The 26320-nt window shown below is 66.7% G+C and carries 22 protein-coding genes and 1 pseudogene; 10 read left to right on the top strand and 13 right to left on the bottom strand.

Annotated elements, in window-relative coordinates; genetic code table 11:
• Nucleotides 1–877: 877 nt before the first annotated feature.
• From BN4346_RS49995 to BN4346_RS45770, 8 genes and pseudogenes are all read right to left on the bottom strand, one after another.
• Nucleotides 878–3001, bottom strand: a pseudogene (locus BN4346_RS49995) (SDR family NAD(P)-dependent oxidoreductase); the annotation flags it as partial.
• On the bottom strand, nucleotides 2887–6258 hold the full coding sequence (locus BN4346_RS49325; RefSeq protein WP_407695165.1) for a beta-ketoacyl synthase N-terminal-like domain-containing protein: 3372 nt from the start codon (nucleotides 6256–6258) through the stop codon (nucleotides 2887–2889). The pseudogene BN4346_RS49995 and the gene BN4346_RS49325, both read right to left, overlap by 115 nt.
• Before the next feature lie 305 nt (nucleotides 6259–6563).
• Nucleotides 6564–8216 (bottom strand): PfaD family polyunsaturated fatty acid/polyketide biosynthesis protein, encoded by a 1653-nt coding sequence (locus BN4346_RS45795; RefSeq protein ID WP_235653800.1) that lies wholly within the window; start codon nucleotides 8214–8216, stop codon nucleotides 6564–6566.
• Between the two features lie 234 nt (nucleotides 8217–8450).
• The gene (locus BN4346_RS45790) at nucleotides 8451–8936 is read right to left on the bottom strand and encodes an SRPBCC family protein (RefSeq protein ID WP_067976897.1); all 486 of its coding nucleotides are present in this window, start codon (nucleotides 8934–8936) and stop codon (nucleotides 8451–8453) included.
• Between the two features lie 12 nt (nucleotides 8937–8948).
• The gene (locus BN4346_RS45785; RefSeq protein ID WP_067976896.1) at nucleotides 8949–9281 is read right to left on the bottom strand and encodes an ArsR/SmtB family transcription factor; all 333 of its coding nucleotides are present in this window, start codon (nucleotides 9279–9281) and stop codon (nucleotides 8949–8951) included.
• 67 nt (nucleotides 9282–9348) lie between these two features.
• Nucleotides 9349–10323 carry a PE-PPE domain-containing protein gene (locus BN4346_RS45780; RefSeq protein ID WP_067976895.1) on the bottom strand — a complete coding sequence of 325 codons (975 nt, stop codon included), beginning with the start codon at nucleotides 10321–10323 and terminating at the stop codon, nucleotides 9349–9351.
• Between the two features lie 68 nt (nucleotides 10324–10391).
• The gene (locus tag BN4346_RS45775; protein WP_067976894.1) at nucleotides 10392–10781 is read right to left on the bottom strand and encodes a type II toxin-antitoxin system VapC family toxin; all 390 of its coding nucleotides are present in this window, start codon (nucleotides 10779–10781) and stop codon (nucleotides 10392–10394) included.
• On the bottom strand, nucleotides 10778–11011 hold the full coding sequence (locus tag BN4346_RS45770) for a type II toxin-antitoxin system Phd/YefM family antitoxin (protein ID WP_067976893.1): 234 nt from the start codon (nucleotides 11009–11011) through the stop codon (nucleotides 10778–10780). Before BN4346_RS45770 ends, BN4346_RS45775 begins: the two co-directional genes overlap by 4 nt.
• Nucleotides 11012–11258: 247 nt before the next feature.
• Here BN4346_RS45770 and BN4346_RS45765 point away from each other — a divergent pair, with 247 nt between their 5' ends.
• The 4 genes from BN4346_RS45765 to BN4346_RS45750 all read left to right on the top strand — a co-directional run bounded on the left by BN4346_RS45765 (nucleotide 11259) and on the right by BN4346_RS45750 (nucleotide 16043).
• Nucleotides 11259–12335, top strand: a complete 1077-nt coding sequence (locus BN4346_RS45765; protein ID WP_235653799.1) for a PE-PPE domain-containing protein — start codon at nucleotides 11259–11261, stop codon at nucleotides 12333–12335.
• An 80-nt stretch (nucleotides 12336–12415) separates the two neighbouring features.
• Nucleotides 12416–13393 carry a PE-PPE domain-containing protein gene (locus BN4346_RS45760; RefSeq protein WP_067976892.1) on the top strand — a complete coding sequence of 326 codons (978 nt, stop codon included), beginning with the start codon at nucleotides 12416–12418 and terminating at the stop codon, nucleotides 13391–13393.
• Between the two features lie 42 nt (nucleotides 13394–13435).
• Nucleotides 13436–14956, top strand: coding sequence for a serine hydrolase domain-containing protein (locus BN4346_RS45755; protein WP_407695159.1), 1521 nt, complete (start codon nucleotides 13436–13438; stop codon nucleotides 14954–14956).
• Between the two features lie 58 nt (nucleotides 14957–15014).
• On the top strand, nucleotides 15015–16043 hold the full coding sequence (locus tag BN4346_RS45750; protein ID WP_067976891.1) for a CobW family GTP-binding protein: 1029 nt from the start codon (nucleotides 15015–15017) through the stop codon (nucleotides 16041–16043).
• Between the two features lie 138 nt (nucleotides 16044–16181).
• Here the strand turns inward: BN4346_RS45750 and BN4346_RS45745 are convergent, their stop codons facing one another.
• Nucleotides 16182–17192 carry an Lrp/AsnC family transcriptional regulator gene (locus tag BN4346_RS45745; RefSeq protein ID WP_067976890.1) on the bottom strand — a complete coding sequence of 337 codons (1011 nt, stop codon included), beginning with the start codon at nucleotides 17190–17192 and terminating at the stop codon, nucleotides 16182–16184.
• A 99-nt stretch (nucleotides 17193–17291) separates the two neighbouring features.
• On the opposite strand from BN4346_RS45745, the gene BN4346_RS45740 reads away from it, so the two are divergent.
• The 3 genes from BN4346_RS45740 to BN4346_RS45730 are packed head-to-tail and all read left to right on the top strand — an operon-like array spanning nucleotide 17292 to nucleotide 19731.
• Complete coding sequence (locus BN4346_RS45740; protein WP_067976889.1) at nucleotides 17292–18041, top strand: SDR family oxidoreductase; 750 nt, start codon at nucleotides 17292–17294, stop codon at nucleotides 18039–18041.
• A gap of 11 nt (nucleotides 18042–18052) precedes the next feature.
• A complete protein-coding gene (locus BN4346_RS45735; RefSeq protein ID WP_067976888.1) occupies nucleotides 18053–18910 on the top strand; it encodes an LLM class flavin-dependent oxidoreductase in 858 nt (285 codons plus the stop codon).
• Nucleotides 18910–19731 carry an alpha/beta fold hydrolase gene (locus BN4346_RS45730; protein WP_067976887.1) on the top strand — a complete coding sequence of 274 codons (822 nt, stop codon included), beginning with the start codon at nucleotides 18910–18912 and terminating at the stop codon, nucleotides 19729–19731. Before BN4346_RS45735 ends, BN4346_RS45730 begins: the two co-directional genes overlap by 1 nt.
• A gap of 535 nt (nucleotides 19732–20266) precedes the next feature.
• Here BN4346_RS45730 and BN4346_RS45720 read toward each other — a convergent pair.
• The 3 genes from BN4346_RS45720 to BN4346_RS45710 form a co-directional block, all read right to left on the bottom strand.
• Nucleotides 20267–20950 carry a GAP family protein gene (locus BN4346_RS45720; RefSeq protein ID WP_067976886.1) on the bottom strand — a complete coding sequence of 228 codons (684 nt, stop codon included), beginning with the start codon at nucleotides 20948–20950 and terminating at the stop codon, nucleotides 20267–20269.
• A gap of 218 nt (nucleotides 20951–21168) precedes the next feature.
• A complete protein-coding gene (locus BN4346_RS45715) occupies nucleotides 21169–21426 on the bottom strand; it encodes a DUF3297 family protein (RefSeq protein ID WP_078058869.1) in 258 nt (85 codons plus the stop codon).
• A gap of 61 nt (nucleotides 21427–21487) precedes the next feature.
• Nucleotides 21488–21811 carry an MFS transporter gene (locus tag BN4346_RS45710; RefSeq protein ID WP_067976885.1) on the bottom strand — a complete coding sequence of 108 codons (324 nt, stop codon included), beginning with the start codon at nucleotides 21809–21811 and terminating at the stop codon, nucleotides 21488–21490.
• A gap of 73 nt (nucleotides 21812–21884) precedes the next feature.
• On the opposite strand from BN4346_RS45710, the gene BN4346_RS45705 reads away from it, so the two are divergent.
• The gene (locus tag BN4346_RS45705; RefSeq protein ID WP_067976884.1) at nucleotides 21885–24134 is read left to right on the top strand and encodes a S9 family peptidase; all 2250 of its coding nucleotides are present in this window, start codon (nucleotides 21885–21887) and stop codon (nucleotides 24132–24134) included.
• On the opposite strand, the gene BN4346_RS45700 is transcribed toward BN4346_RS45705, so the two are convergent.
• Complete coding sequence (locus tag BN4346_RS45700; protein ID WP_067976883.1) at nucleotides 24123–24836, bottom strand: helix-turn-helix domain-containing protein; 714 nt, start codon at nucleotides 24834–24836, stop codon at nucleotides 24123–24125. The two genes, BN4346_RS45705 and BN4346_RS45700, sit on opposite strands and share 12 nt — an antisense overlap.
• Before the next feature lie 9 nt (nucleotides 24837–24845).
• Here BN4346_RS45700 and BN4346_RS48560 point away from each other — a divergent pair, with 9 nt between their 5' ends.
• On the top strand, nucleotides 24846–25238 hold the full coding sequence (locus tag BN4346_RS48560; RefSeq protein ID WP_067976882.1) for a DUF3159 domain-containing protein: 393 nt from the start codon (nucleotides 24846–24848) through the stop codon (nucleotides 25236–25238).
• A gap of 121 nt (nucleotides 25239–25359) precedes the next feature.
• Entirely contained in the window at nucleotides 25360–26256 is an 897-nt protein-coding gene (locus BN4346_RS45690; RefSeq protein WP_154677680.1) for an alpha/beta fold hydrolase, read from the top strand.
• Nucleotides 26257–26320: the final 64 nt, after the last annotated feature.

Here is a 26320-nt window from a genome sequence, read left to right as displayed (position 1 = left end):
CAGCGGTGCCCAGGTGCAGACATTCGTCGTCCACCTGCCGATCGGGCAGCAGGGTCGCGTAAACCGGGTCGCCGTCCCGGCGCGCATCGGCGGCACGCTTGAGCACGAGAACGACGGCGGCGTCGGCGGGTATCTGCTCGTCGACATGCAGCAGTGCCCGGGCCGCTGCCTGATGACAGCCCACGGACGTCAATCCGGACAGGTAGGCCGTCGCGGCGGTCTCGGCGCAGTCCATGCCGTCGAGCACCCGGAATGCGGCGCCGTGGAACAGTGCCCCACCGGTGTAGCAGGTTTCGCGGTCGATCCGGCGACCCCCCGGTGCCGACGCCGGCGCGCTCGGTACCGCGGCTGCGCCCGAACGCATTTCGAGTTTGGCCGAGTAGTACGCGGTCGAGTCTTCGATGTCGGAAAGCGTCAACGTCAGCAGCTCGGGCCGATCGTCGACGGGCACGCAGCGCACCAACAGCGGGTTGCCGTGCTTCTCGAACTCGTAGAGGGTCACGCCGCGCAGCACCTTGAGGTCGAGCACCCGATCCACGTAGTGGCCGGGCCGGCACGCCTCGGCCATCCGGATGAACCATTCGAGCGCCTGCACGACGGGCAGCACGACATTGCCCTGGACCCGGTGGTCCAGCAGGTAGGGCTGCTGCGTCACGTGTGCGAGCACCCGCGCGACCCGGCCCTCCGGCGGTATCGGATGCGTGGGGAGTCCGGCGAGTACGCCGTCGCCGAGGGTCACCTCGGAGCTTCCGGTTTCGCCGTCGAGGACCTCGGCGACGAAGGCACGCGCGCCGTCGGCGAGCGGGATCAACGAGATGCCGCGGGACTCGAACATCGCTTTGAGGCCGGGCGTCACCATCCCGGAATCCCAAGGGCCCCAACCCAGTGCCCGCACCAGACAGGCCGGTCCGCGGCGAGCCTGCTCCGCCAGCGCCACTTTGTTGAGGATTTCGTTGGCCATGGCGTAGTCGCTTTGACCGACGTTTCCGCTGCGCGCGGCCACCGACGAGAACAGGCAGATCACCTTGAGCGCGTCGTTGGCGGTCGCATCCAGCAGCGCGCATGCGCCGCCGACCTTGGTCTCGAAGACCCGGTCGAACCCGTCGAGGGTTTTCTTGTGCAACGGCGCATCGGCCAGCACGCCGGCGCCGTGCACCAGGCCGGTGATGGGACCGAACTCGCTTCGCACACTGTCCAGCAACGCACCCAGCTGCGCGGCGTCACGAACATCGGCGGCGGCGTAACGGACGCGCGAGCCGGCCGCGGTCAGGGCGGCCAGGGTGGCCCGCACCTCGCGGTCGGCCAGGATGCGCTGCGCCTGCCGCTCCAGCTGCTTGGGTGTGACCTTGAGCCCTTGCGCCGCAGCGCCGGCGAGCAACGCCCGCTTGAGATCCGCATCGGTGGTCAGCCCCTGTGCTTCCGCCGGCTCGTCGCTGAGTTCGGTGCGTCCGATCAGGACGAACGCCGCCTGGGTCTGCTGTGCCAACGCGATCACCGAGCCGGCGGTCACGCCGCGGGCACCACCCGAGACGACGATGACGTCTTGCTGACCGATGCGGTGTGTGCGGGTGCTCACCTGCTGTGCGCCCGCGACGACTGTGGTTCGCCCGTGTGAGCTACCCAGGCCCACTTCGAGTTCCACCCCGCCGGACAGGACTTCGTCGGCGATCTGCTCGGCGATGACGAGCGGGGAACGGTGCCCGACGGCGATGTCGATTGCCTTGACCTGCGCGCTGGTCCATTCCTGCGCAGCCGTCTTGGCCAGCGCACCGATCCCGCCGGACCAGGCCCGCAGGCCGGAGTCGGTGAGCAGACCGAACGTGCCGCCGGTGTCCTGAACGGTGACGAAGACGCCGCCACGTTCCGCGAATTGCGCTGCGACGCACTGCGCGTCGGCGAACAGCACTCGGTTGAGATCAAGCGCCTCGTCGCGAGTGGCGATCGGCCGCAGTCCACCGAGGTGGATGACTGCCTCGGTGTCGGCACTGGGTCGTGCCACGATCGCCGCGCGAATGCCGTGGGTGCGCAGAATTGCGGCCAGGGCCTCGGCCGTCTCCGTCAGTCCGGCCTGGGCCGCTTCGGACGTCACGATCTCGACGGTCCTGGCGGCATACAGGCCGGGCATGCCCATCCCGCTCACCGGAGCGGCGGTGGCGCGTACCGCGTAGCGCGCCACCTCCGCTCCGGTTAACTCAAAAGGGGCGCGATCACCTGCCGATAATCCGTTGGGCGCCACCAGATCCGGTGGTGGTGAACCCATCAGTGATTGTAGGTAGTCGACGATCTCCTGCAACGTCACCAACGCCGCCATCGTCGCCGTCTCCACCTCAGGCAACGACGGAACCCGATCCTGCACCGCAGACAAAATCTCCACCCGCTTGATCGAGTCGATCCCCAGATCCGCCTCAAGCGCCATCGACAGTTCCAGCATCTCCACCGGATAGCCGGTCTTGTCGGCAACCACCGCCAACATGTCCCCCACCAAATCCACCCCCGCCGCGGCCGGCGCGGGTGCAGCAGGTGCGGCCACCGGGCCCATCAACGACTGCAGGTAGTCAACGATCTCCTGCAACGTCACCAACGCCGCCATCGTCGCCGTCTCCACCTCAGGCAACGACGGAACCCGATCCTGCACCGCAGACAGAATCTCCACCCGCTTGATCGAGTCAATCCCCAGATCCGCCTCAAGCGCCATCGACAGTTCCAGCATCTCCACCGGATAGCCGGTCTTATCGGCAACCACCGCCAACATGTCCCCGACCAAATCCACCCCCGCCGTAGCCGGCGCGGGCGCGGCAGCCACCGGAGCAGCCGGCGCAGGCGCAGCAGCCGGTGCCGGTGCCGGGCCCATCAACGACTGCAGGTAGTCGACGATCTCCTGCAACGTCACCAACGCCGCCATCGTCGCCGTCTCCACCTCAGGCAACGACGGAACCCGATCCTGCACCGCAGACAAAATCTCCACCCGCTTGATCGAGTCAATCCCCAGATCCGCCTCAAGCGCCATCGACAAATCGAGCATCTCCACCGGATAGCCCGTCTTGTCGGCAACCACCGCCAACATGCATAGGCGGCTACCGGCGCAGCCGGCACTACCGTGGCTGCGGCAGGGAAGGCCAGCTGGTTGACCGGCATCGGGGTCATCCCGGTGCTGGAGACCAGGGTCTGCAGCAGGCCCTGCAGGTGGGCGATGGTCTGCTGCATGCTGCCCAGCGCACCGACCATGTGCGTCACCATCTCGGCTCCGGGACCGGACATCAGCGGCGACGTCACCATCGGAACGGCAGCAGCCTGAACCGGGACCGGGACGTGCGTCGGGACGTGTGCCGGCAACCCGTTAGCCGCGGGGACGGTTGGGTGAGCTGCTGTCATGGTGGGCTCCGATACGGTCGCGTGACCGTTGTGGTCACTGCGGGTGGTGGATTTCTCAAATTTTTCCGAGCGCCGCTGCACCGGCTCGTCGTTGAGGTCTGGTCGGCCGAAGTTGGTGCCGTTGAGCTTCATCGTCAGCTTGGGCGCCGGACGGGTTCGCGGATCGTCACCGCGGCGGTAGTCGGCCCACAGGGCTTCGAAGTTCATCGGAACGCCGGCGGCCACGAGCTGGGCCAGCCCCATCCATAGCGATCGAATCCCATTCCTGCCCTTGGCATCCAGACAGACCGCGACGTGGTCCTGGCCGGTCAGGCATTTGCCGACCAGGTTGGTGAGCACGCTGCCGGGGCCGACTTCGACGAAGGTTCGGGCGCCGGCGGACCACATTGCCTGAACCTGCTCGACGAACCGCACCGGCTGCGCGATCTGGTTGGCCAGTGTTGCCTGCATCTGCTCGGCGCTGCCGACGTACGGCTGCGCCGTTGCGTTGGCGTAGACGGGCACCTGCGGCACGCCGAACGGGATGCCGGCCAGGTACGCGGCGAACGGGGCCGCCGCGGAGCTGACGATTTCGGAGTGGAAGGCAGTGGCGACGTCGAGGAGCCGCGCATTCATACCCGCCGCGCTGAATCGCTGCGCGGCATCGGCAATGGCGGCACTGTCGCCCGAGAGCACGACCTGGTTGGGGGCATTGTGATTCGCGATGACCACCGACAGACCCCACTCGCCGAGAAGTCTGCTGACCTGCTCGGCGGGGGCGGTCACCGCGCACATCGCTCCGTCGCTGCTGGCGGCGGCCTGGGCCATCAGCGCTCCGCGGGCGCGGGCGATGAGCAGCGCGACGTCGTCCGTGATCACCCCCGCGGCGCACAGCGCGCTGACCTCACCGAAGCTGTGGCCGCCGACGGCGACCGGCGCGATGCCCAGCGAGCGGACGACGGACAGCAGGCTGAGGCTGTGTGCGCCGATGCCCGGCTGCGCCCACTCGGTCTTGGTCAGCTCGACGGCCTGGGCCGCGCGGTCTTCCTCGGTGAACGCCGTCTTGGGCCAGACGACGTCGTGCAGGTCGCGGTCTGCGTTGAGCAGGCCGGCGCGCGCGAGTTCCCAAGGCGCCAAAGCCGGTTCGTAGAGTTGCGGGATGTCGGCACCCATGCCGACGTACTGGCTACCCTGCCCGGGAAACAGCAGCGCGACCGGACCGGCCGGTTGGCACGAGTAGTAGTAGCCCTTGGGCGAGCTGAACGATGTTTCCCCGCTGGGGGTTTGGAGCTTCGCCGCGGCTTCCCCGAGCATCGTCCGCAGGCTCTCGACGCTGCTGGCGACGACGGCGAGGCGGTGCGGGCGGGCGGCGTCATACGCCGATTGCGTGCTGTGTGCGAGGTAGCCGAGCATGTCCGGCGAATCGACCAGCGAGGCGGCCAGTTCCGCGGCCTGAGCAGACAGCCCTGCCGCGGAGTCCGCGCCCAGGACCACCAGCTCGGAGTCCCAGGAGCGGTAGCGAGGTGCGTGCTTGCCGGCGCCGGCGTACTCCTCGAGCGTGATGTGGAAGTTCGTACCGCCGAAGCCGAACGCGCTGACCGACGCGCGTCGCGGCACATTCTGGTCGGCGATCCACGGCTTGGACTGCGTCGACAGGTAGAAGGGCGACGATTCGATCTCGAGCCCGGAGTTAGGCCGGTCGATCTTGATGGTCGGCGGGAGGACCTTGTGGTGCAGCGCCATCACGGTCTTGAACAGACCGCAGGCACCGGCAGCTCCCTTGGTGTGCCCGACCTGTGACTTGACCGAACCGACGGCACACCATTGGCGGTCCGCCCGGCCCGACTCGTCGAACACCCGGCGCAGCGCGGTGAACTCGGCGACGTCGCCGGCCTTGGTGCCGGTGCCGTGAGCTTCGACGAGGCCGACCGTCTCCGGTCCGTAGCCGGCGGCCTCGTATGCGCGGCGCAGGGCCTTGGCCTGACCATCGGGGCTCGGGGCGTAGATGCTCTTGGCCCGACCATCCGAGGACGTGCCGATGCCGCGGATCACGGCGTAGATCCGGTCGCCGTCGCGCTCCGCGTCGTCGAGGCGCTTGAGCGCCAGCATCGACAGACCTTCGCCCAGCATGGTGCCGTCGGACTGGTCGGAGAACGGACGGCAGTCGCCGGTGCGCGACAGCGCGGTGACCTTGGCGAAGCACATGAACATGAAGATGTCGTTGAAGGCGTCGACGCCGCCGGCGATCACCATGTCGGCCTCACGCAGGTACAGCTCGTGCAGTGCGATCTCGATCGCGGCCAGCGAACTGGCGCACGCCGCATCGACGACGCAGTTCGTTCCGCCGAGGTCAAAGCGGTTGGCGATGCGTCCGGCGATGACGTTGCCGAGCAGGCCCGGGAAGGTGTTCTCCTGCCACGGGGTGTAGCTTGACGCCACGCTCTCGCTGAATGCGGTCAGCTCGTGGTCGGCGAGGCCGGCCGCGCGCAGGCCGCGTTCCCAGATCGGCCGGTGCAGGCGACCGCTCATGTAGCCGGACATCTCGGTGCCGCCGGACGAGCCCAGCACCACGCTGACCCGTTCCCGGTCGATGCCGGAGATGTCGCCGCCGGCGTAGTCCTCCAGCACTTGCTGCGCGACCCGCAGCGCCAACAATTGGGCGGTGTCGGTTGCGGGCACCACGTTCGGCGGAATGCCGAAATCCATCGGCGAGAAGTCGACGGTGGGCAAGAATCCGCCGCGTCGGGCGTATACCTTGTCAGGCGTGCGAGGATCTGCGTCGTAATAGTCGTCGATCCGCCAGTGCGACTCCGGTACGTCGGAGAATAGGTCCGCACCCTCGACGATGTTGCGCCAGAATCGCTCGGCTTCGGGCGACCCGGGAAACAGCGCGCTGACGCCGACCACTGCGACAGGTGGATGTTTGGCTACCACAGGTCTCCTTAAGGACGGCCTTGACGCAAAGCATCGAATGCCTAAGTTTTGCCATCAGAGACGTTTAATCGCAGCTGGGGGTCCGCTGATCGTCCCGATGGCCAGACGCTGCCGGGACCATATCAGAGTGTTGCGGCCATCACACATCGAAGATGCCGGGCCTAAGCTCACACAGGCGTTACAGTCGTCCGCCAAAATGTCACGCTGCTGAGCCGCTGAACAGCCCGAAGGCGCGCCTATTCAGTGCATATTGACTTCAGTGCATATTGACGGCCGCGTCAGATAGCCAGCGGCCGCGGACGGTAGGCGAACGCTTTGGCCGGAACCGGCACCCCGCAGGAGCGGGCCGCACCGGCGCGGGTCACGTGGGCGGCACCTTCGAGCAAGTTAAGTGCGACTTGGACCGCCTGGCGGTTCTCGCACGGCTCCAGGTGGCTGCCCGCCACCCAGCTGTTGAACGCGCCCATGGCCGGACCACACCAGATCTGGTAGTCCAGCACCCGCTCGGGGATGCCGCTGATGGCCCACCGGCTCGACTGCCCCAGATACCAGCGGAACACCAGTGCCATCTGGTACTTCGGATCCCTCGAGGCGAGCTCGAGGACCGCCGGGTCACGCTGTTGCCAGTACCGCTGGGTGTCCGCCCATACCTCGGCGACGGTGGTGCCCAGGATCTTCTCCAGCTCGGGGCCGTGCTTGGCGACCACGCTGGCCAGGTCGGGGTTGCCCGCGTACCACTCGTAGAGCTTCTTGCCGCGCGGGGCGAACATCGTTCCCCGCTTGAGTACCTGCAGGTTGACGCCCATTTCGAACATGTCGGAAGCGGGGGCCATCATCACGTCCGCGATGCCGGCTTTGGCGAGCATGGCGCGCCCGGGCGCGGAAAGACCCGACTCCACGCAGGCTTGGTTGACGGTCCCGGTCAGCACGTAGGCCGCGCCCATCGCGAAGGCACCGGCGACCGCCTGCGGTGCGCCGAGACCACCCGCCGCACCCACTCGCACCCGGCAATTCAGCTGATGCTGGCGGGCCAGCGAATCGCGCAGCATGACGATTTCGGAAAAAAGCGCTGGCAGCGGACGGTTATCGGTGTGCCCACCGCTGTCGGATTCGACGGTGATGTCCTCGGCCACCGGCACAAACCGCGACAGGTCGGCTTCGCGCTCGGTCAGCTTGCCGGCCGCCACCAAGGCGGAGACCAACGCCGCCGGCGCCGGTTCCATGAACATCCGCGCCACCTCGGGCCGTGACACCTTGGCCATCACGTGGTTGCGGCGCACGATGTTGCCGGCCGGATCGGTGTCCAGGCCCGACAGTGCGTAATGCACGACCGCGGGCGTCAGCTTCATAAAGGCCGAGGCCTCGACGACGGGAACGCCGCGCGCGATGAACAGCTCGGCGACGCGCGCCTCGAGGGAAACCTCATTGGGCGAGTGGATCAAGTTGGCTCCCCAGGCCAGCCCGGGCCGGCCAGCCAACGCGGTCTGGATCTCGTCCAGCCCCCGCTCCACGGCCTCATAGGACAGCCCGCCCGCACCGAAGAAGCCCATCATCCCGGCCTCGGCCATCGCGATGACCAACGCCGGCGTCGCGATACCGTTGGCCATCGCTCCGGTGACATAGGGGAACCGGACGCCGTGCGCCTCGCAGAATTCGCGGTCCCCCAGCCACTCGGGGTAGGTCGCGGGCAGGGTTCCTACTAGGGACAATTCCGATTCGCCGGCGCCGACCACCGCACCGCCCAGGGCCAGGCCCAGCATCCCGGTGGCCGTTTCACGCACCACATGAACGGGGTGGCGCAGGTAGCCGATGATGTCGGCGAGGTCGTCCGGGGCGAACGCGGCCGGCGCGGTGGTGGGCAGCCAGCCCAGGCCCGGGCCGGCGCCCGCGCCGGTCTGCTGCTCCAGTACAGCGCCAGGTCGCTCGTTCACAGTCGGTTCCTCTCGATCACCGGTGCCGATAGCGCGGAGCGCCCAGGGGCCGAACGCATGCACCGGAGAAAACCATGAGAGTTTCTCATGGACTGCGGCGGCGCGGAGTCTCCCCGCCGATAAACGGGTGTAGGCAGTCGACTGCTCGACACCACCATGCCGGTGCTGACCCGGCGCCGGCCAGCGCCTGCGCGATCGCCATTCACCGCCGCGCCCCCGGGCGGCCGCAGCGATTCAGCAGGCGACCAGGGTGTCGATCTGGCTCAGCGCCGAGGTGGTGCCCTCGACGATGCCCATGTCCAACACCTTTTTGAGGTCCTCGGCGGACGCGAATGTGCTCACGTACGTCGCGCGGGTTCCGCCGTCGTGCTCGGCGAAGGTATAGACGTTTCTGGAGGTCGGCATCCCGGGATCCGGGTTGAAGTCCAGATCGGCGAAGCCGTCGTCGAAGGTGAAGCTCCACGGCTCGTCGACGGCAACGACCTGCCAGTATCCGGGGTACTTCTGCCCGTCCGGGCCGGTCATGAAGTAGTTCGTGCGGCCGCCGGCCGTGAGGTCGTGATCGACTACCGTCGCGGGGAATGTCGGTGGCCCCCAGACCTTTTCCAGCTGGCGCGGGTCGGCATAGATCTGCCAGATTCGCCGCACCGGCGCGGCGAAGTCCGCGACGATGGTCAAGGTCAAGGTGTCGATGTCGTGCTGTACGTCGATCACAGGCATGGTCCAGCCCTCCTAGGTCTCCTCGGACGAGATGAGCTCGTCGATACGTGCGATGCGACCGCGCCAAACCTGTTCCAACTCGGCGAGCATGGATGCCACCGACCGCACCGCCGCAACGTCACCGCTGGCCAACTGCTCGCGTCCGCTGCGGCGCTTGGTGAGCAGCCCGGACTTCTCCAACACAGCGACGTGCTTCTGCACCGCCGCAAAGCTCATCTCGTACTTCACCGCGAGCTCCGAAACCGAGTGCTCGCCGGCCAGCACCCGGCGCATGATGTCACGCCGGGTGCGGTCGGCAAGTGCGTGGAACAGGGCGTCCACCGCGTCGTCGTCGAGCGTGATCACCCAACAATCGTACAACCATTCGGTTGTAGATTGTCAAGACGCTCCGTCTGAGCTGGACTCAGGGCGGTCAAGCCAGCGGGAACCAGTAGTCGAGGGTGTTTTCGACGCCGCCCCAGTCGATGCCCATCCAGTCGGTGAAGAAGTCCTCGGTCTTCCCGAAGGCGTTGTAGACCAACTCCACGAGGGAATTGAACAGTGCCTCAAACACGCCGCTGTCGGTCAAGCCGTTGCCTAAGGCGTTGATCCAGGTGCTGAACTGGTCGATGTCACCGGAGATGTCGATGTTGGTGATCATGCCGTCGGTGCTGGCGGTGTGGTCGGCGACCTGCTCCGGGGTGAGCCCCATGTACATGACGTGCTCCCAGAACAGGCCGAGCATGGAGGGCGCCGTGTGATCGGCGACGGGGTCACCGGGGAACGTGTAGATGGTGGTGGTGAATGCGTCGTTCGGGGTCTGATTGCCGTACAACAGCGAAGGATCGTTGGAGAGCGACACCTCGCCGTGACTGTTCGGCCACACGCCATTGGCATCGGACGGGTCGCCGATGAACACGAAGTGCAGCGCTTGCGGGTCCACGCCGTCGTGGGCCAGCTGAGCCATCGCGATCGAACCGGCCGTCGCGCCCTGCGAATAGCCGAAAATCCACAAGGGGTGCTCGGCGTCGTAGGCGCCCGGGTTGGCGGCGAGTTCGGCCTGCACCGTCCGAACGATCTCGGCGGCACCGGCGAAACTGCTGTAACCCTGCAGGAAGAGTTCCGGGGTGGTCAACACCCTTAGCGGGTCGTCGCAATCGCCGGAACCGATCACACACACCGCGTCGTCGCCCGCGTCGAAGCCCAGCGGCTGCAGGAACAGATCGGCCGCGGTCTGAGCGAAGGTCGCCGACGGCGTGGGCAACATGGTCCCGCCGACGAAGATCGCGGTGTCCGCCAGCAGGGCTACTTGTAATGCGTGCGTCGTTTGGACGACGGGGGTTCCGACGACACCGGCCGCGATCACGCTCGCGGCGGCGAGCGGCGCGAAAACTTTGGTGGCGTGCATTTCCCGAACCCTAAGTCGGATGTGTGAGCTAATCAAGAAAAGATGAAGCGCTGGCGCTCACTCCGGGATTATGCGATGAGGGTCGGCGCGATGGCCGCGCCGATGATCTTGGTATCGCGGGTGGCGATGGTGAGATTGCGGCGCAGCGCCTGGGCCACAATGACGCGGTCGAACGGGTCCCGGTGTGCCCAGGGAAGTCGACCGGCAAGGATCGCGTCAGCGCAGTCGATCGCCAATTCGGTGCCGCTCATGTCGGCAATGATGTCGGTCCAGGTCGACAGCAGGGCCGCACCGTCGAGGCGACCTAGCCGCGTCTTGGTCGCGATTTCCCATGCCGAGGCGGCCGTGACCCACACCGAGGTTCCCGGGTCGGCCAGGATCGCGAGCGTTTCGGAATCCACGGCCGAGGGCTTACTGACCAGCCACAACAGCGTGTGGGTATCGAGCAGGATATTCACGCCTCCGCGTCTTCCCAGGCCGCGAGTTCTGTTGCCGGCAGTGCGTCGTCGAAGTCCTCCGGAACGACGAGGTTCGATAACTGGCCGAACCTGCGCGGAACCGCTGTGATCGGTACGAGCCGCGCGACGGGAGTGCCGTGGCTGGTGATGGTGAACGACGCTCCGGCCTTGACGTCGTTCAAGAGCCGGTTGAGCTGGTTCTTGGCATCCGTGCTGCTGATCGTCTCCACGGGAACCATCGTATGCCCGTCACGCGGGTCACGCTAGCTGTACTAGCGCGATTGATGACGTGGCAAATGGCCCGCATCGAGTGTCGCGGTGCTCGGGCGCCAGGCCCGCCATCTCGACGACTATTCATTGACTTGCGCCGAACACCCCTGCCATGATCTGCCCTCAGGTTTAGCTTTCGATTTACTCGTGTGATTTTTAGTTACCGCTATCGGGATATGTCTTGCACGAATGACTCGGAAAGGCGGCATGCCGGTGATTCTGACCAAGCTCTACGCACCTATCGCGATCGCCGGCATCGTGGCAGGCGGTGTGCTCGCCGCTCCGGTGGTGCACGCCGCGCATGCCGACGTCGACCTGCACGTGGACGTCGACCTGCTGGCCGACACGGTGATCTTCGTCGGGCCTACGATCCTGTCGACCCCGTCGGCGACATTCGCCCAGACCGCGGCCGACCTCTTCCTGCGGCCGCTGGGTTTCGACGGTGGCGACTTCACTTCGTGCCTGATCGGATCCGCCACGTGTGACGCGCCGCTGCAGCTACTGACCACCCCGGGCCTAGCCCAAGTCGGCCACAGCAGTTTCGCCGGCGCGGCCGAGATCGTTCGGACGCTACTGACCACCCCGGGCCTAGCCCAAGTCGGCCACAGCAGTTTCGCCGGCGCGGCCGAGATCGTTCGGACGGTAGAGGCCGAACTCGCCGCCAACCCGGGCGCCTACGACGCCCAGCACCCCTTGTGGATTTTCGGCTATTCGCAGGGCGCCACGGCCGGTTCGATCGCGATGGCTCAGCTGGCCCACGACGGCGTGGACCCGCAGGCGCTGCACTTCGTGTTCATCGGCGACCCGACCGCTCCGGACGGCAAATATCCGCATATGACGGACGACGGCTCGGCGCACAGCAACTTCTCCGACACCTGGATGCTGTACGGCAAGGAGACCCCGAACGACGCCTTCCCGACCACGATCTACACCATCCCCGGTGACCCCAACGCCGACTACACCTCCACCTCGCCGTACGGGGACTTCTACGAGCACATGATGTATCTGGGCCTCACCCCCGATCAGGTGGCCAACCACACCGCCACCACCGACGACATGCTCACCACCATCAACATCTCTACCGATTTCGACCAGTTCGGCGCCTGGCTCAACGCCTGGGGCCACGGGCTGGCCGACAGCAGCTGGTGGGATGGCCTGTTCTACTCGGCCGTGGCGTTCGTCTATAGCGCCTTCGGCAACATCGAAGGCTTCTTCGGCGACTGGATGGGCCTGGACTGGGGCGGGGTCGAGCAGACCCTGGACTACTGGTTCCCGACGACCTAAAGCCTTTCGGCACCGGTTTGAGGTAGCGATTCGCGCATGATTCAGAAAGGCGCCAGACCAATGGAGAAGGGTCGCCCGTGATGCTGACCAAAGCCCTAGCGCCGATCGCGGTTGCCAGCACCGTGGCAGGGGGTGTGCTGTCCGCTCCGGTGGTGCACGCCACGCATGTCGACGTGAGCCTGCTGGCCGACACCGCAATCTTCGTCGGGCCGACGATCCTGTCGACCCCGTCTGCGACATTCGCCGAGACCGCCGCCGACCTCTTCCTGCGGCCGCTGGGCTTCGACCCCGGAGACGACCCAACCGCATGCGTCGTCGGATCCGCCGGATGCGACGCACCGCTGCTGCTGCTGTCCACGCCCGCCCTCGTTCAACAGGGCCACAGCAGCTTCGTCGGGGCGGCCGAGATCGTGCGGGAGGTACACGCCCAACTCGCCGCCAACCCGGACGCCTACGACGCCGCCCACCCGCTGTGGGTGTTCGGCTGGTCGCAGGGTGCGACAGCCGGTTCGATCGCGATGGCCCAGCTGGCCCACGAGGGCATCGACCCCGCACTGCTGCACTTCGTGTTCATCGGCAACCCGGTGGGCTCCGGCACCGAGATACCGGATTTCGGCGGAGGCTCATCCGGCGACCTCTTCGACACCGCACTGCTGTCCGGCGTCCACACCCCGACCGACGCGTTCCCGACCACGGTCTACACGATCCCCGGCGACCCGGTCGCCGACCCCACCTCCACCTCCGCGCTGGGGATCCTCTACGAGCACATGATGTACCTCGGGCTCACGCCCGACCAGGTCGCCAACCACACGGCGACCACCGACGGCATGCTCACCGACATCAACATCTCCGGCGACTTCGACCAGTTCGGCGCCTGGCTCAACGCCTGGCCGCACGGGCTGATCGACAGCGGCTGGTGGGAGGGCCTGTTCTACTCCGCCGTGGCGTTCGTCTACAGCGCCTTCGGCAACATCGAAGGCTTCTTCGGCGACTGGCTGGGCATTGACTGGGGCGGAGTCGAGCAGACCCTCGACTACTGGTTCCCGACGGACGCCTGACGCGGCCGGCGTAGCACTCGGCAGCTGGCTACCGTCGATGCTGTGACAGTGTCGAGATCGCGCATCACCCGGGCCTGCGCCGTGGGAAGCGTCGCGCTGATACTTGCGGTGGTCCCGTCGTGCGGCCACCCGGAGCCTCGGCCGACGCCGCCCCTGGGTACCCCGTCGACCACGGTGCCCGTCCTCCCTCGTGAGGATGCGCCCTACGCACCCCGAGAGGAGCTGATCGCGCCGGTCTCCACATTGATCAACGACGCGATTGCGGTCCCCCGGCTGCCGGGCGCGGTAGTCCGGATCGGGCACGCCGGCACGATCGCGTTCAGCCAGGCCTTCGGCGCGCGCAAGCTCGACGGCGAACCCGCTCTCGACGGTTCGCCCTCGCCGGCCGAGCCGATGACCGAGGACACCATCTTCGACATCGCGTCGATGACGAAGTGCCTCGCGACGGCCGTCGCGGTCCTGCAACTGTATGAACAGGGCCGGGTCCAGCTCGACGAGCCCGTCCAGACCTACCTGCCGGAGTTCAACGAGGCAAACGACCCCCGACGCGCTCAGGTGACGTTACGCATGTTGCTCACCCACACCTCGGGCATCGGGGGCGATTTGAGCCACCAGGGTCCGTGGGGCCTGACCGAGGCCGACAAGGCCGATGGCATTCATCGGGCCCTGACCGCACCGCTGGAGTTCGGTCCCGGCGAGATATTCCACTACTCGGACATCGGTTTCATCATCCTGGGCGCGCTGGTCGAGACCATGACCGGCCAACCGTTGGACAGCTACGTGCAGGACCACGTTTTTGCACCGCTGGGCATGACCGACACCCGCTACCTGCCCGCCGCCAAAGCCTGCGGCCCACACCAGATTCGCGGTACTGCTATCGCATTGGATGCGAGCGACGCCCAGGACGGCGAGTGTCCGGCAGGTAGCTGGAGCACCGAGCTGTTGGCCCGCATCGCGCCGACCGCGCATGACGAAGACACCCCCGAGATCAACCCCGACTACGACCAACTGCTGCGCGGTACGGTCAACGACCCGACGGCACGCCGCATGGGAGGGGTGGCCGGCAGCGCCGGAGTGTTCTCCACCGCCGGCGACATCGGCAGGTACGCCCAGGCTCTACTCGATCGACTCGCCGGACGCCCGAGCCCGTTTCCGCTGCGGCAGTCGACCCTGGAATTGATGACGACGCCCCAGCAACCCGGGCACAACGCGGAACAGCTGGTGGCCGCGAACGCCGCGGCGAAGCAGGCGAATGCACTATCACCCAATATGACCGATCCCCTGCTGGCCGCGCACTACCCGGCGATCGCCGGGCAGGATCTGCGCGGCCTCGGCTGGGACATCGATACCCCCCACTCCCGCCCACGCGGCATGATCTTTCCGATCGGCAGCTTCGGGCACACCGGGTTCACCGGCGTGACGCTGTGGATCGACCCGGGGTCGGACACCTACGTGATCGTGCTCGCCAACGTCATCCATCAGCGCGGCGGTCCGCCTATCGCCGGGCTCAGCGGCGACGTGGCCACCGTGACCGGCCGGGCACTGCACCTGTACGGCAGCTGAACGGCCAACTTCTACCCCGTGGTTACAACCCGGCCCGGGTACCGCCAATAATGGCCGGGTGGCCGACCGCAACACACCCGCTATCCCCGTCATTGCGCTGACGGGGTATCTCGGGGCGGGCAAGACCACTCTGCTCAACCATGTGCTGCGGGCGCCAGGCGCGCGAATCGGGGTGATTATCAACGACTTCGGTGAACTCAATGTCGACGCCGGCCTGGTCACGGGCCAAGTCGACGAGCCGGTCTCGATCGCCGGTGGGTGCATCTGCCATCTGCCCGATGAGGGTGGGCTTGACGAGGCGCTGGAGAAGCTGGCCGACCCGAAGCTGGCTCTCGACGCGATCATCATCGAGGCGAGCGGGGTGGCCGAACCCGCGGACGTATCGCGGGTCATTCGGTTCAGCGGGGTGGAGCGGATACGCCACGGCGGTGTCATCGACGTCATCGACGCCGCCGAACACTTCGACACCGTCGATACCGAGTCCGCCCCGCCGCAGCGCTACGGCGTGGCCTCCCTGGTGGTGGTCAACAAGTTGGATCGGATTGCCGAGGACAACCGCGAGGACGCCCTGCGTCGGGTTGAAGCCCGTGTGCGCGAACTTAATCCGGACGCCTATGTGGTGGGCGCGGTGGCCGGACGTGTGGATCCCCGGTTGCTCTACGACGTCAGCGACGGCGGACAGGCCGGGCAGATGTCGTTTCGGGAGCTGCTGCTCAACGAGCCTGCCGACGCTCACGATGAGCACCACGACCATGTGCATGCCACGTCGGTGACCGTCGTGGGTGGCGGCGCCGTCGACCCGGGACCACTGATCGACCTGCTCGAACAGCCGCCGCGGGGCGTCTACCGGATGAAGGGCACCGTCGCGATCGGCAAGCGCCACTACCTTTTCAATGTCGTCGGCACGTCGGTGCACGTGCGGACCGCGCCGGCGGGGGCGGGGGCCAGCCATCTCGTCGCGATCGGCACGCACCTCGACACCGAGGACGTTCGCGCACGGCTCGAGGAGGCTCTTCGCCCGGCCGGGGAGAAGGTGGCCGCCGCTGGGATGCGGCGGTTACAGCGACTGCGGCACTACAGCATTTAGGTCGTCGGGCGGGTTCGGGGACCGCAGGACCGAGATCGGCGTCAGCGTAGGCCGTTCCGGCCGGCAACGTGGCCGCCGCGGCCCACGGCGTGAACTCGTCCCAACGGCCGTAGATCGTTGTTGAGCCGGATCCGTGGTTCAGCGCGTACTACGGCTCGGGCGAGGATTGATCAGCCTGCCGTGGATCACCAGCGATCCGTGTTGCTTGAGGCGCTGAGTGCGGATGCTCACCTCGTAGTTGAGAATCCCCTCGATCTGCCCGAGTTCCTCGCTGAGGTACCGGTACAGATCGTCGGCGTTTCGGCAGATGACAATCGCCGACAGGTTTTTGGATCCACTGATCGCCCCGGTGAACGCTACCTGGCTGTGCGCCGCGATACGCTCGCCGACCCGGTGTAAGTCTTTGGGCGCCAACGTCAGCCATAGCATGGCGCTGAGCTGGTAGCCGAGCTGCTCGGGCAACACGTCGACGTCGTACAGCAGCGCTCCGCTTGCCTCCAGTGCCGCGATCCGCCGTCCCACTCGCGCCACCGACCAACCGGTACGCGCCGCGAGCTTCGAGTGCGGCGCTCGACCGTCCTCGGCGAGCGCATCGAGGATGGGGCGGTCCTCGGCGGTGGGCCGGGATCGTTGGGCGCCGTCCGCCGAGACAGCCCGCTCTGCCAGGATCTGGTCAGCCTGCTGGTCGGAGAGCCGGTGGCCGTATCCGGTCCACGGCGCGCTTGCGGGGCGGCCGAAGGAATGCAGCAACAGATCGATGGTGATGTCGGTGACCGAGGTTGTTCGCGGCAGCAGCTGCAGTAGGAGATCCTCACGGGTATCGCCCAGCGGTGCGCGGATGACGCAGACCAGATCAGTCCAACCCGCCAGCACGTTGGTATGGGAGACGTCCGGTCGGCGCACCAGGGCGTCGGCCAGTTGCGGTATGCGCTCGGGTGCGGCGCGTATCCGGCACACCCAGCTCGCATCGTCCTGCGCCCACCGGTTCTCCAGGCCGACCACGCGCACGACGCCGTCACGGCGCAGCCGGTGGTAGCGCCGGGCCACCGTTTGCTCCGTGGCCCCGACGACAGTGGCGATGCGCCGAAACGACACCCGGGGCGCCAACTGCAGGGCATGCAGAATCTGCGCGTCCAGCTGGTCAACCATGAGGAAAAGTATGCGATATCGCGCGACCGAATGGGGATTTCTTGTCATATTGGCCGGACCAGTCGCTATCTCAGCGTGGGCCCTGCGAGCCTGAAACCCATGGACCTGACCGGCAACACCATTCTGGTCACCGGCGGCGGCAGCGGAATCGGCCGCGGCCTGGCCGAAGCCCTGCACCGCGCGGGCAACCGGGTAGTGATCGCCGGGCGCCGCCGCGGCGCACTGCAGGCCGTCGCCGACGCCAACCCGGGCATCGAATACCGCCAGCTGGATCTGGCCGAGCCGGACAGCATCACCCGGTTGGCCGCGGAACTGATCAGCAGCACCCCCGGCCTGAACGTCTTGGTCAACAATGCGGGCGTCATGCACACCGAGGACCTGCGGACCGGTGCTACCGCCCTGGCTGAGATCGCCGAGGCGACGGTGACGGTCAACCTGCTGGGGCCGATGCGACTCACCGCGGCACTACTTCCCACCCTGCTCGGGCAACCGCGGGCCGCGATCGTCAACGTGACCTCCGCCTTGGCGTTCGTGCCCAAAACGAGTGCACCGTCCTACTCGGCGACCAAGGCGGCCCTGCACGCCTACACCCAGTCGCTGCGCCACAAATTGCGCGGCACCCGGGTTCAGGTGATCGAGATCATCCCGCCTCGGGTCGAGACCGACATGCTCACCGGCCAAGACCCCGGCCCCGACACCATGCCGCTGGATTACTTTGTGGCCGAGACCATGTCGCTGCTGCGCAACGATCCCGACGCCGCCGAGATCGTGGTCGAGGCCGCCAAGCGGGTGCGATATGCCGCCCGCGATGGCCACTACGAGGCCGTCTTCGATTTAGTGAACCCCTAGGAGACATCATCATGCACATCGGCATCGGACTACCCAGCCACATTGCGCACACGCCTGGCCCGTTGACCGCCGAGTGGGCCCGCCGAGCCGAGCAGCGCGGCTTCGCCGACCTGGCAGTGATCGACCGGCTGGTCTACGAGAGCCTCGACAGCATCGTCGCGCTATCGGTAGCCGCAGGCGCCACCACCCGGATCGGCTTGCTGACCAACGTGCTGCTGGCCCCGCTGTATCCCGCGGCGCCACTGGCCAAGCAGGTCGCGACCCTCGCCGACGCATCCGGCGGCCGGCTCACCCTTGGCCTGGGCATCGGGAGCCGACCCGACGACTACACCGCTGTCGGTGTGGACTACCGGCGGCGCGGGCGCATCCTCGATGAGAACGTGGCCCTGCTGCGCGACACGTGTGCCGGCAAGATCGTCACCGGCGACAAGGCGCTCAGCCCTGCGCCGGTGCGGGTTCCGCTGCTGTTCGGCGGACGAGCGGACGCGACGATCCGCCGGGCCGCGACGGTCGGTGACGGCTGGAGCGCCGGAGCGTTGCGTGACTACGCCAACCAGTCCGTGCTCGCCGACCGGATGCGCGCGGCATGGGTGGCGGAGGGCCGCGCCGGAAAACCGTGGCTGCAGGCCAGCGTCAACTTCGCTCTCGGCGACGCCCACACCGTCGCCGCCGGCCGCGCCCACCTGCAGCGCTACTACGGCTTCACCCCCGACTACGCCGCCCTCAACGTCGCCGACATGCTGACCACGCCCCACGATGCCGCGCAGACCGTGCGGGCCTACCGCGACCTGGGCTTCGACGGACTCGTGTTCCACCCGTGCGTCGCCGACATCGACCAGGTCGACCGTCTCGCCGAGGCGGTGCTGTGATGGCTACCGTTGAGATACAGGGCATTTCGCTGCACTACGAGACGTATGGAGATCCGCACGATCAGCCCGTACTGCTGCTCTCCGGCCTGGCCGGCGTCGCCAGCAGCTGGAGCCACCAGATAAGCCGATTCGCCGCCCGGTATCACGTCATCGTCGCCGACCAGCGCGGGACCGGACAAACCAGCCGAACCGAGGTGGGCCACTCGACCGAGCAATTGGCAGCGGACCTGGCCGGCCTCGTCGAGCATCTCGGCGTGGGCCCGACACACCTCGTCGGAGCCTCCACCGGCGGCGCGATCGCCCAATACATGGCGCTCAACCACGCCCACACGGTCGCCACGCTGACACTCGTGGCCTCTTTCGCCCGCTTCGACGCCTACCTGCGGCGCGAGTTTGCCGCGCGGCGCAAGATGGCCGCCGAGTGGGACCGAGAAGCACTGCTCTCGGCCTATTCGTTGTTCCTGTTCTCCCCAGCGTTCGCCCGCGACCACCCGGAGAAGGTGTCGGCGTGGATCACGCGGGCGGCCGCTCAGCCGATGCAGGCGCGCGACACCGACATCGCGTTACAGCGCATCGACATGATCGCGGCCCATGACACGTTGTCCCGGCTCGGGAACATCGCGGCGCCGACGCTGGTGATCTGCGGTGCACAGGACTTCTGCACTCCGCCGGCGCTCTCCCAGGAACTCGCGACCGGTATTCCCAACGCGGAGTTGGTGATACCCGATTGCGGTCACTTCGTCGAGCACGAACTCGAAGACCAGTTCTTCGCACTCATCCACGCGTTCATCGACCGGTCCGGACCAGCGCCCGGTCGATGAGCCGCGATCTATGCTCCACCGGGATACCGCATATACGGAGGTTCGCGGTGACGAAACGCTTGATCGACTTGGACGACGACCTCTTGGCCGCCGCGCAACTAGAACTCCGTACGTCCGGCGTGACCGACACTGTTCGCCTCGCAATGCAGCAAGCCGCTGCGCGTTCGGCTCTTGCACGCCAAGTAGCGTGGTTACGCGGCGGCGGACTGCAGGATGTGAGCAGTCGAGACCCGCGAGACGACGTGTGCGCTGATCGCCCACTGTCTCATCGACACCAGCGCGGCGGCGCGCATGGCCGACCGTCTTGCCCTTTGATACCGTCGCTGAAGTTCTTCCCCTCCAACATCCTTGGGTTGCCCAACGTGGGAGTATTTGAGTTTTTCATCGAATCTTGCGGCGTCGCAAGGTCAGCCCGTCACGCTGCCCCAGGGGCACGGCTACATGGAGCCGGGTAGCTGCGTTTGCATCGAGTTCGTGGAACAGCCGGCCGAAGGTAGCGATGGTGGCCACGGCCGGCTGGGGCGATATCGCTCAACTACCACCAGCGACCGTGATGCACCACGGCGTCTAGGAACAATGCCCCACCGGCGATGAGAAACAGGATGCGCACGCCAACGGGTCCGTATTGGGTTACGGCCCGTACCAGCCGACGCTGAGCGCGGTCAGCGCGCTTGCTTCGGCTGGCCGACAAGCCGAGAACAAGCATGCACGGTAGCAGCGCAAGGACCCAGTAAGCGATCACCATGATCGGCCAGGTTGTTGGCCGAGGTTGCGCTGCGGCGATCATGGCCAGGCCCGTCAAGTAGGGGACCGAGGTAGACGCCTGCCCGAGACCGACTGCGGCACCAACGAATCCGAGCAGCCAGGGCCGCTGGCGCATCGCGGCCCTGATCCAGCTGGGCGCAGCAACGCGGCTAGTCAGCGGCACGAAGGCCAGCACGATCAGCGCGGCCCCTAGGACGAATTCACCCCAATAGCGCGCTGTCGGTGTGAGATTAAAGTTGGTCAGATCGCCGAGGAGGCGCAGACCGACCACAGCGCAGAGGCCGAAGAGGGTGGTGGCCATGAAGACACCGGCGAGGTAACTGGTGCCACCTGGTAGCGGTGACTGACGATTGAGCCGACTGCCGTAGATGATCGCTGAGACGATCCCGATGCTGAGGACGTTGAGCGAGTCGAGGACCGCCAGGCCGGCCAACGCCAAAAGAAGCGTGGTCATCGTGGTCGCGACCCCCAGCCCGTTGACGCATCGACAAGGGCGCACCGACACTTAGGAAAACGAACTTCCCGCCTGGCGTTACAGCCCCATGTTGAGTAGTTACTCAACCACGCGGCCGCCGCTATCGCGCGCCCGGCGCCCTTGTGCGGGTTGCGCTCGGGCCACCGGCTGATCGCCGGAGCCGGTGGGCAGCCGCGCCAGGAATCCAGGGAAGTCCGCTATTTTGTTGGGCGGAAATAAGGCTCAACCGTGCCGCTGAGCTTGACGATCATAGGATTTCCGCGGCGATCCTTCGCGGTGGGGACTTCGACACGGACCCACCCCTCGGCCACGTTGTATTCGTGAATATTGGTCTTCTCCACGCCATTGAAACGAATACCCACGTCACGGCGGAGCACCTCTTCGTCATAGAAGGCGCTACGCGGATCGACGGAGAGGTGATTCGGTGGAACGTCTGCGCTTTGGTCTTCGGGCATGATGGCTTTCGTTGAATGCTGCGTTCGGTGCTCGGCTTGGTTCTCAACGAATCTACGCGACTCAGCAGCAGCGGGGTTCGCGTAGGTCCGGCCGCAACGCGACACAACCTGAAAGGGGGTCGACCACCGGGATCGCCGCCACTGCGACCGCGGAGATCAGGTCGGACAGGATCGAGCAGGTGCGCCGGTTGACCCGATCGATGACGACGCCGGCGCACAGGCCGACGAGCAGCGCAGGCACTGCGGTTGCCGTCGACACCGGGCCCATGCTCAGCGGGCTGTTCGTGGTCTGTAGGACGATCAACGGCAATGCCACGGCGAGGATCCCGTTCCCGAGGAAGCTCAGGACGTGCGAGCCCAGATAGACGAGGGCGCGTACAGGCATGGCCCCAGGGAAAACCATGCGATGCGGCACGGTCAAACCGGGACTTGACCATGCCGCTACGTCCGGGTGTGACATGGATACCGTGACGCATGAACCCACGACGCTGACGAATTCCGACTACGCCCGCGCCGAACAGATGCTCGCTCCTTACCGTGCGCGCCGGGTGCCCGGCAGCTCACTACAGCCGCAGTGGCTCGCCGACGGCACCCGGTTCTGGTACCGGATCGGCACCCGTTACCTCATGGTGAACCCCGCGGAGAAGAGCCGGCGGGACGCCTTCGACCATGCCCAGCTGGCATCGGCACTGTCGGCCGCGTCCGGCCACGCCGCAGAGGCGGCCGACCTGCCGATCACTGCCGTCGACATCCGCGATGACGCGACGGTGCGCTTCACCGCGTTCGGCGAGCGCTGGGAGTGGTCCGACGACGCGGGCCTGAGCATCGGCGCCGCAGCTCTATATGCACCCGGCGAAGAACCGTCACCCGACGAATCCTGGGTGGCCTTCCGACGCGACGGCAACATCTGGGTCCGGCGACCCGGCGAACAGGAATTCGCGCTCATTGAGGACGCCCAACCGCTGTTCGACTACGGCGGCCTGCCCGATACCACCGCGGGCCGCGCGCTGATGCGGGCAGTCGGGCTGCCGCCGTTGACGATCCTGCACTGGTCACCCGATTCGACCCGAATCCTGGTGCAGCGCATCGACCAACGGGATCTTCCGGAGCTCGTACTCGTCGAGTCTGCCCCGGCCGATGGCGGCCGGCCCGTCGAACACCGCACCCGATACACCATGCCCGGCGAGGACGCGGTGGCGACCATGACGTGGAACGTGCTGGACGTGGCCGAACGAAAGGTTATCCGTCAGCAGACCGAGCCCACGCCGATCATGCACAACACTGCCCTGGTATACGCGTGGTGGACAAACGAGAACACGGTGCACTTCCTGCACCAGTCGCGCGACGCCCGGACCTTGGAACTGCGCCGTCTCGACCCCGCCACCGGAGAGGTCAGTACCCTGATCAGCGAGACCGGCGAAACCCGCGTCGACCCGGCACCACAGCTGGGTGAGCCGCATCTGGTGCGGGTGCTGAAGTCCGGCGAGATCGTGTGGTGGTCCCAACGCGACGGTTGGGGCCATCTGTATCTCTATTCGGCCGACGGCCTGGAGGTCACCCGGATCACGCAGGGGCAGTGGCTGGTTCGCACGTTGCTGTGGGTCGACGAAGTTCGCAGGCAACTGTGGTTCGTCGCCTCCGGTCTGGTCGAGCACGATCCGTATATCCGGCAGATCTGCCGGATCGATCTGGACGGTACCGGGTTTACCCTGCTTACCGACGATGATCTGGACCACGACGCAGTGAGCCCACCTGAAGGCGGCTACCTCGTCGATCGGGCATCGTCTCCGAGCCTTCCGCCGCATTCAGTCGTCCTCGACGGTGACGGAAACGAACTTGTCGAACTGGAATCCCCGGGCACCGCCGCACTGGATGCCCTCGGGTGGCAGCCGCCGGAACGGTTCCGCGTCACTGGCGCGGACGGCAAGACCCCGATCTACGGTCTGCTGTGGCGCCCCCACGGCTTCGACCCCCAGCAGCGCTACCCAATCGTCGAACACATCTATCCAGGGCCCCAGATCCACCGCGCCGGACCGTCGTTCGACCCGCCGCACCGCGGTGAGCCCGAGGCCTTGGCAGCACTCGGGTTCGCGGCCATCGCCATCGACGGGCGGGGCACGGCCGGGCGCAGCAAAGCCTTTCAGGATCACTCTTACGGCGACCTCGGCAGCGCCGGAGCACTGGACGACCACATCGCCGCGATCCACGAACTCGGTCACCGGTACCCGTGGCTGGACACCGGCCGGGTCGGCATCACCGGGCAATCGGCGGGCGGGTTCGCCGCGGCCCGCGCGGTGCTGATGTACCCGGAGTCCTATCACGTGGCCGTCGCGACATCCGGCAACCACGACAACGCCGTCAACCTGGCCATGTGGGCCGAGCACTACCACGGCGATGTGAGTGCCGAAGGTAAGCGGGCGATCTCGAACACCACCCTAGCTGCGAACCTGAAGGGCAAGCTGCTGCTCATCCACGGCGAGCTCGACGACAACGCTCACCCTTATATGACGATGCGGCTGGCCGACGCTCTCATCAAGGCGGACAAAGACTTCGACCTGATCATGATCCCCGGCGCCGAACACGCACTGCTCGGCCGACAGCACTACTTCCTGCGCCGCACCTGGGATTACTTCGTCCGGCACCTGCATGGCACCGAGCCGCCGAGCTACCGGCTCGCCCCGCTGCCGCTGCCGAACCTAGATGGCTAGCCGCCGCACGATCTGACCGGCCCGCGCCGGGTTGTACAGCTCAGCCATCGCGTCATCGATCGCCTTCTCTGCGTAATTCGCACCGCGCGGCGCGTCGGCGCGGGCCTCGGTGAGCCCGGGATGGGCCTGCCGGACCGACCAGATGTAGGGCGCCAGCCGCTCGGCCAGGTCCTGGCGGGTCACCTCATCGGCGTCGGCGGCCAGCGTGTCCAGCTCCGATGCGGCCGGATCTTCGCGAGTGTCCCTGATCAGGTCGGCATAGACCTGTCGGCCGCGCGGGCCCAGCACCCGGCTCAGGACCACCACCAGTTTGCGATCCGCGTCGGTCATCTTGGCAACGGCGCCCCCGGGCGCGAACTCGAGCGGTAGATCCGTGGGCGCCGAGTTCTCCAGCAGCTCGCCGAGCTCCTCACGGGCCCGTTGCAACCTATCGATGGTCGCCGCCATCTCGGCGTGGAGTTCCCGCAACGCCTGTTCGGGATGCTCGTCGGTGTCACCCATCGCCGCGATCTGCGGGAGCGAGAACCCCAAGTCGACGAGCCGCTTGATGCGGACCAACCGGACCAGGTGCGCCACGCCGTACCGCTTGTACCCATTTGACCGGCGTTCGGGCTCCGGGAGCAGACCGACCTGGTGGTAATGGCGGACGGCTCGCAGACTGGTGCCGGCCAGTTCAGCGATCTCCCGAGTACTCCACGCCACCTGTCCATCATGCCGGGAATCTGGCTCAGTCTGGCGATGGCGGCCGTGTTCTCCGTATCCCTCTTGGTGCGGCGCCCCTTGGTCGGAGTGATATGGAACCTGCTGCGTAACACCGGACCCGATCGGTCATGGCGCGCCGACACCGTGACGCTGCACGCGTTCGACGTCGCCACACTGGCATTCGTGGCGTTGTTCGCCGCGCGATTCGTTGTGCAGCAAGCGGGCCGATGTCTGCGGCTGCAGCCCAGTCATCAACAGCTCGGCTGGGATATCGATACGGCCCTGGCCAGCCCGCGCGGCATGATCTTTCTCGTCGGCAGCTTCGGTCACACCGGATTCACCGGCGTGACACTGTGGATCGCGCCAGTAACCCCCTCTCCGCGTCATGTCGCGCCACGCTGAAATGCGGCGATGCAGTTCGTCTCACGTCCTGTCCTGGGTCTTGTTTCAAGTTCATGTCATCTCCTCGATCACCTCAGCGCGGACTTCTTCGCATTCTCGGCGCCATGCTTAGCTTGATGTCGTGGACCCACCTGCAAGGGTCGCGGCATTCCCCAACGAGCAAGCCAAGGAGCGCTACCTCGGCGTGTATGGGACTGCGATGTTCGCGAGCCCCGAGCCTGTCGAAACCTGCGACATAGCAACGCGATTCGGTGTGACCAGGGTGTATCGCCACGGGCCCGGCCGCGGGTCCCCGATCGTCCTGCTGCCTGCGTTTTGGGCGACTTCGGCAATGTGGGCGCCCAACGTCGCCGCCCTGGCCACCCAACATCCCGTGTACTGTGTCGACGTTCTCGGCCAACCTGGCGCCAGTGTGCAGACCACCCCGCTGCGCACAGCCGAGGACTGCGCCGACTGGCTCGACGATGTCCTGACCGCACGAGACCTACGCGGTGTGCATCTGGTTGGCTGCTCCTACGGTGGCTGGCTGACCTTCAACCAGGCCGTCCAGGCACCCGAGCGGCTCGCGTCAATCACCCTCATCGAGCCCGCCAATGTTCTCGCCCGACCCCGCCCCACGTTCAAGCTCACCGTGGCGACGCTGCTTCCTGTCGCGCCGCGGATACTGACTCGCCGCGCTATGGCCTGGGCGTTCGGCAATCCCGCTGTCGGCGATCCAATGCATCCGATCGTTGACTTGATCGTCGCGGGTGCCCATGACTTTCGTGCGTTCGGCACCAGCCCCGCACCTCACTACCCGGACGATTCGGTGCTGGCCTCCGTGCGTACCCCGACACTGGTTCTTCTCGGCGGTCGCAGTGTCTACCACGACGCCGCGGCAGCCGCGAGTCGCGCGCATCGACTCCTGCCGTCAGCCGAGGTCGAACTATGGCCGAACGCTTCGCACGCCGTCGCCGCCGAGCGCGCTGATGAGGTGAACGATCGCATCCTCACCTTTGTTCACCACATCGCCCGATGACGGAGCCGACAAATCAGCGGGCAATCCGCTATTGCATATGCCTGCGTGACACGCCTCTGAGACA

Origin of the sequence: Mycolicibacter icosiumassiliensis (assembly GCF_900078685.2) — a bacterium.
Lineage (GTDB): Bacteria > Actinomycetota > Actinomycetes > Mycobacteriales > Mycobacteriaceae > Mycobacterium > Mycobacterium icosiumassiliensis.
Note: the sequence above shows the minus strand (reverse complement) of the source record. Positions and strands in the feature narration are given on the sequence as shown.

Coding starts and splice junctions, on each gene's coding strand:
- BN4346_RS45790 (WP_067976897.1), bottom strand. CDS start 8,936: ATGCCTGTGATCGACGTACAGCACGACATCGACACCTTGACCTTGACC.
- BN4346_RS45780 (WP_067976895.1), bottom strand. CDS start 10,323: ATGCACGCCACCAAAGTTTTCGCGCCGCTCGCCGCCGCGAGCGTGATC.
- BN4346_RS45765 (WP_235653799.1), top strand. CDS start 11,259: ATGCCGGTGATTCTGACCAAGCTCTACGCACCTATCGCGATCGCCGGC.
- BN4346_RS45760 (WP_067976892.1), top strand. CDS start 12,416: ATGCTGACCAAAGCCCTAGCGCCGATCGCGGTTGCCAGCACCGTGGCA.
- BN4346_RS45745 (WP_067976890.1), bottom strand. CDS start 17,192: ATGGTTGACCAGCTGGACGCGCAGATTCTGCATGCCCTGCAGTTGGCG.
- BN4346_RS45740 (WP_067976889.1), top strand. CDS start 17,292: ATGGACCTGACCGGCAACACCATTCTGGTCACCGGCGGCGGCAGCGGA.
- BN4346_RS45735 (WP_067976888.1), top strand. CDS start 18,053: ATGCACATCGGCATCGGACTACCCAGCCACATTGCGCACACGCCTGGC.
- BN4346_RS45730 (WP_067976887.1), top strand. CDS start 18,910: ATGGCTACCGTTGAGATACAGGGCATTTCGCTGCACTACGAGACGTAT.
- BN4346_RS45720 (WP_067976886.1), bottom strand. CDS start 20,950: ATGACCACGCTTCTTTTGGCGTTGGCCGGCCTGGCGGTCCTCGACTCG.
- BN4346_RS45715 (WP_078058869.1), bottom strand. CDS start 21,426: ATGCCCGAAGACCAAAGCGCAGACGTTCCACCGAATCACCTCTCCGTC.
- BN4346_RS45710 (WP_067976885.1), bottom strand. CDS start 21,811: ATGCCTGTACGCGCCCTCGTCTATCTGGGCTCGCACGTCCTGAGCTTC.
- BN4346_RS45705 (WP_067976884.1), top strand. CDS start 21,885: ATGGATACCGTGACGCATGAACCCACGACGCTGACGAATTCCGACTAC.
- BN4346_RS48560 (WP_067976882.1), top strand. CDS start 24,846: ATGCCGGGAATCTGGCTCAGTCTGGCGATGGCGGCCGTGTTCTCCGTA.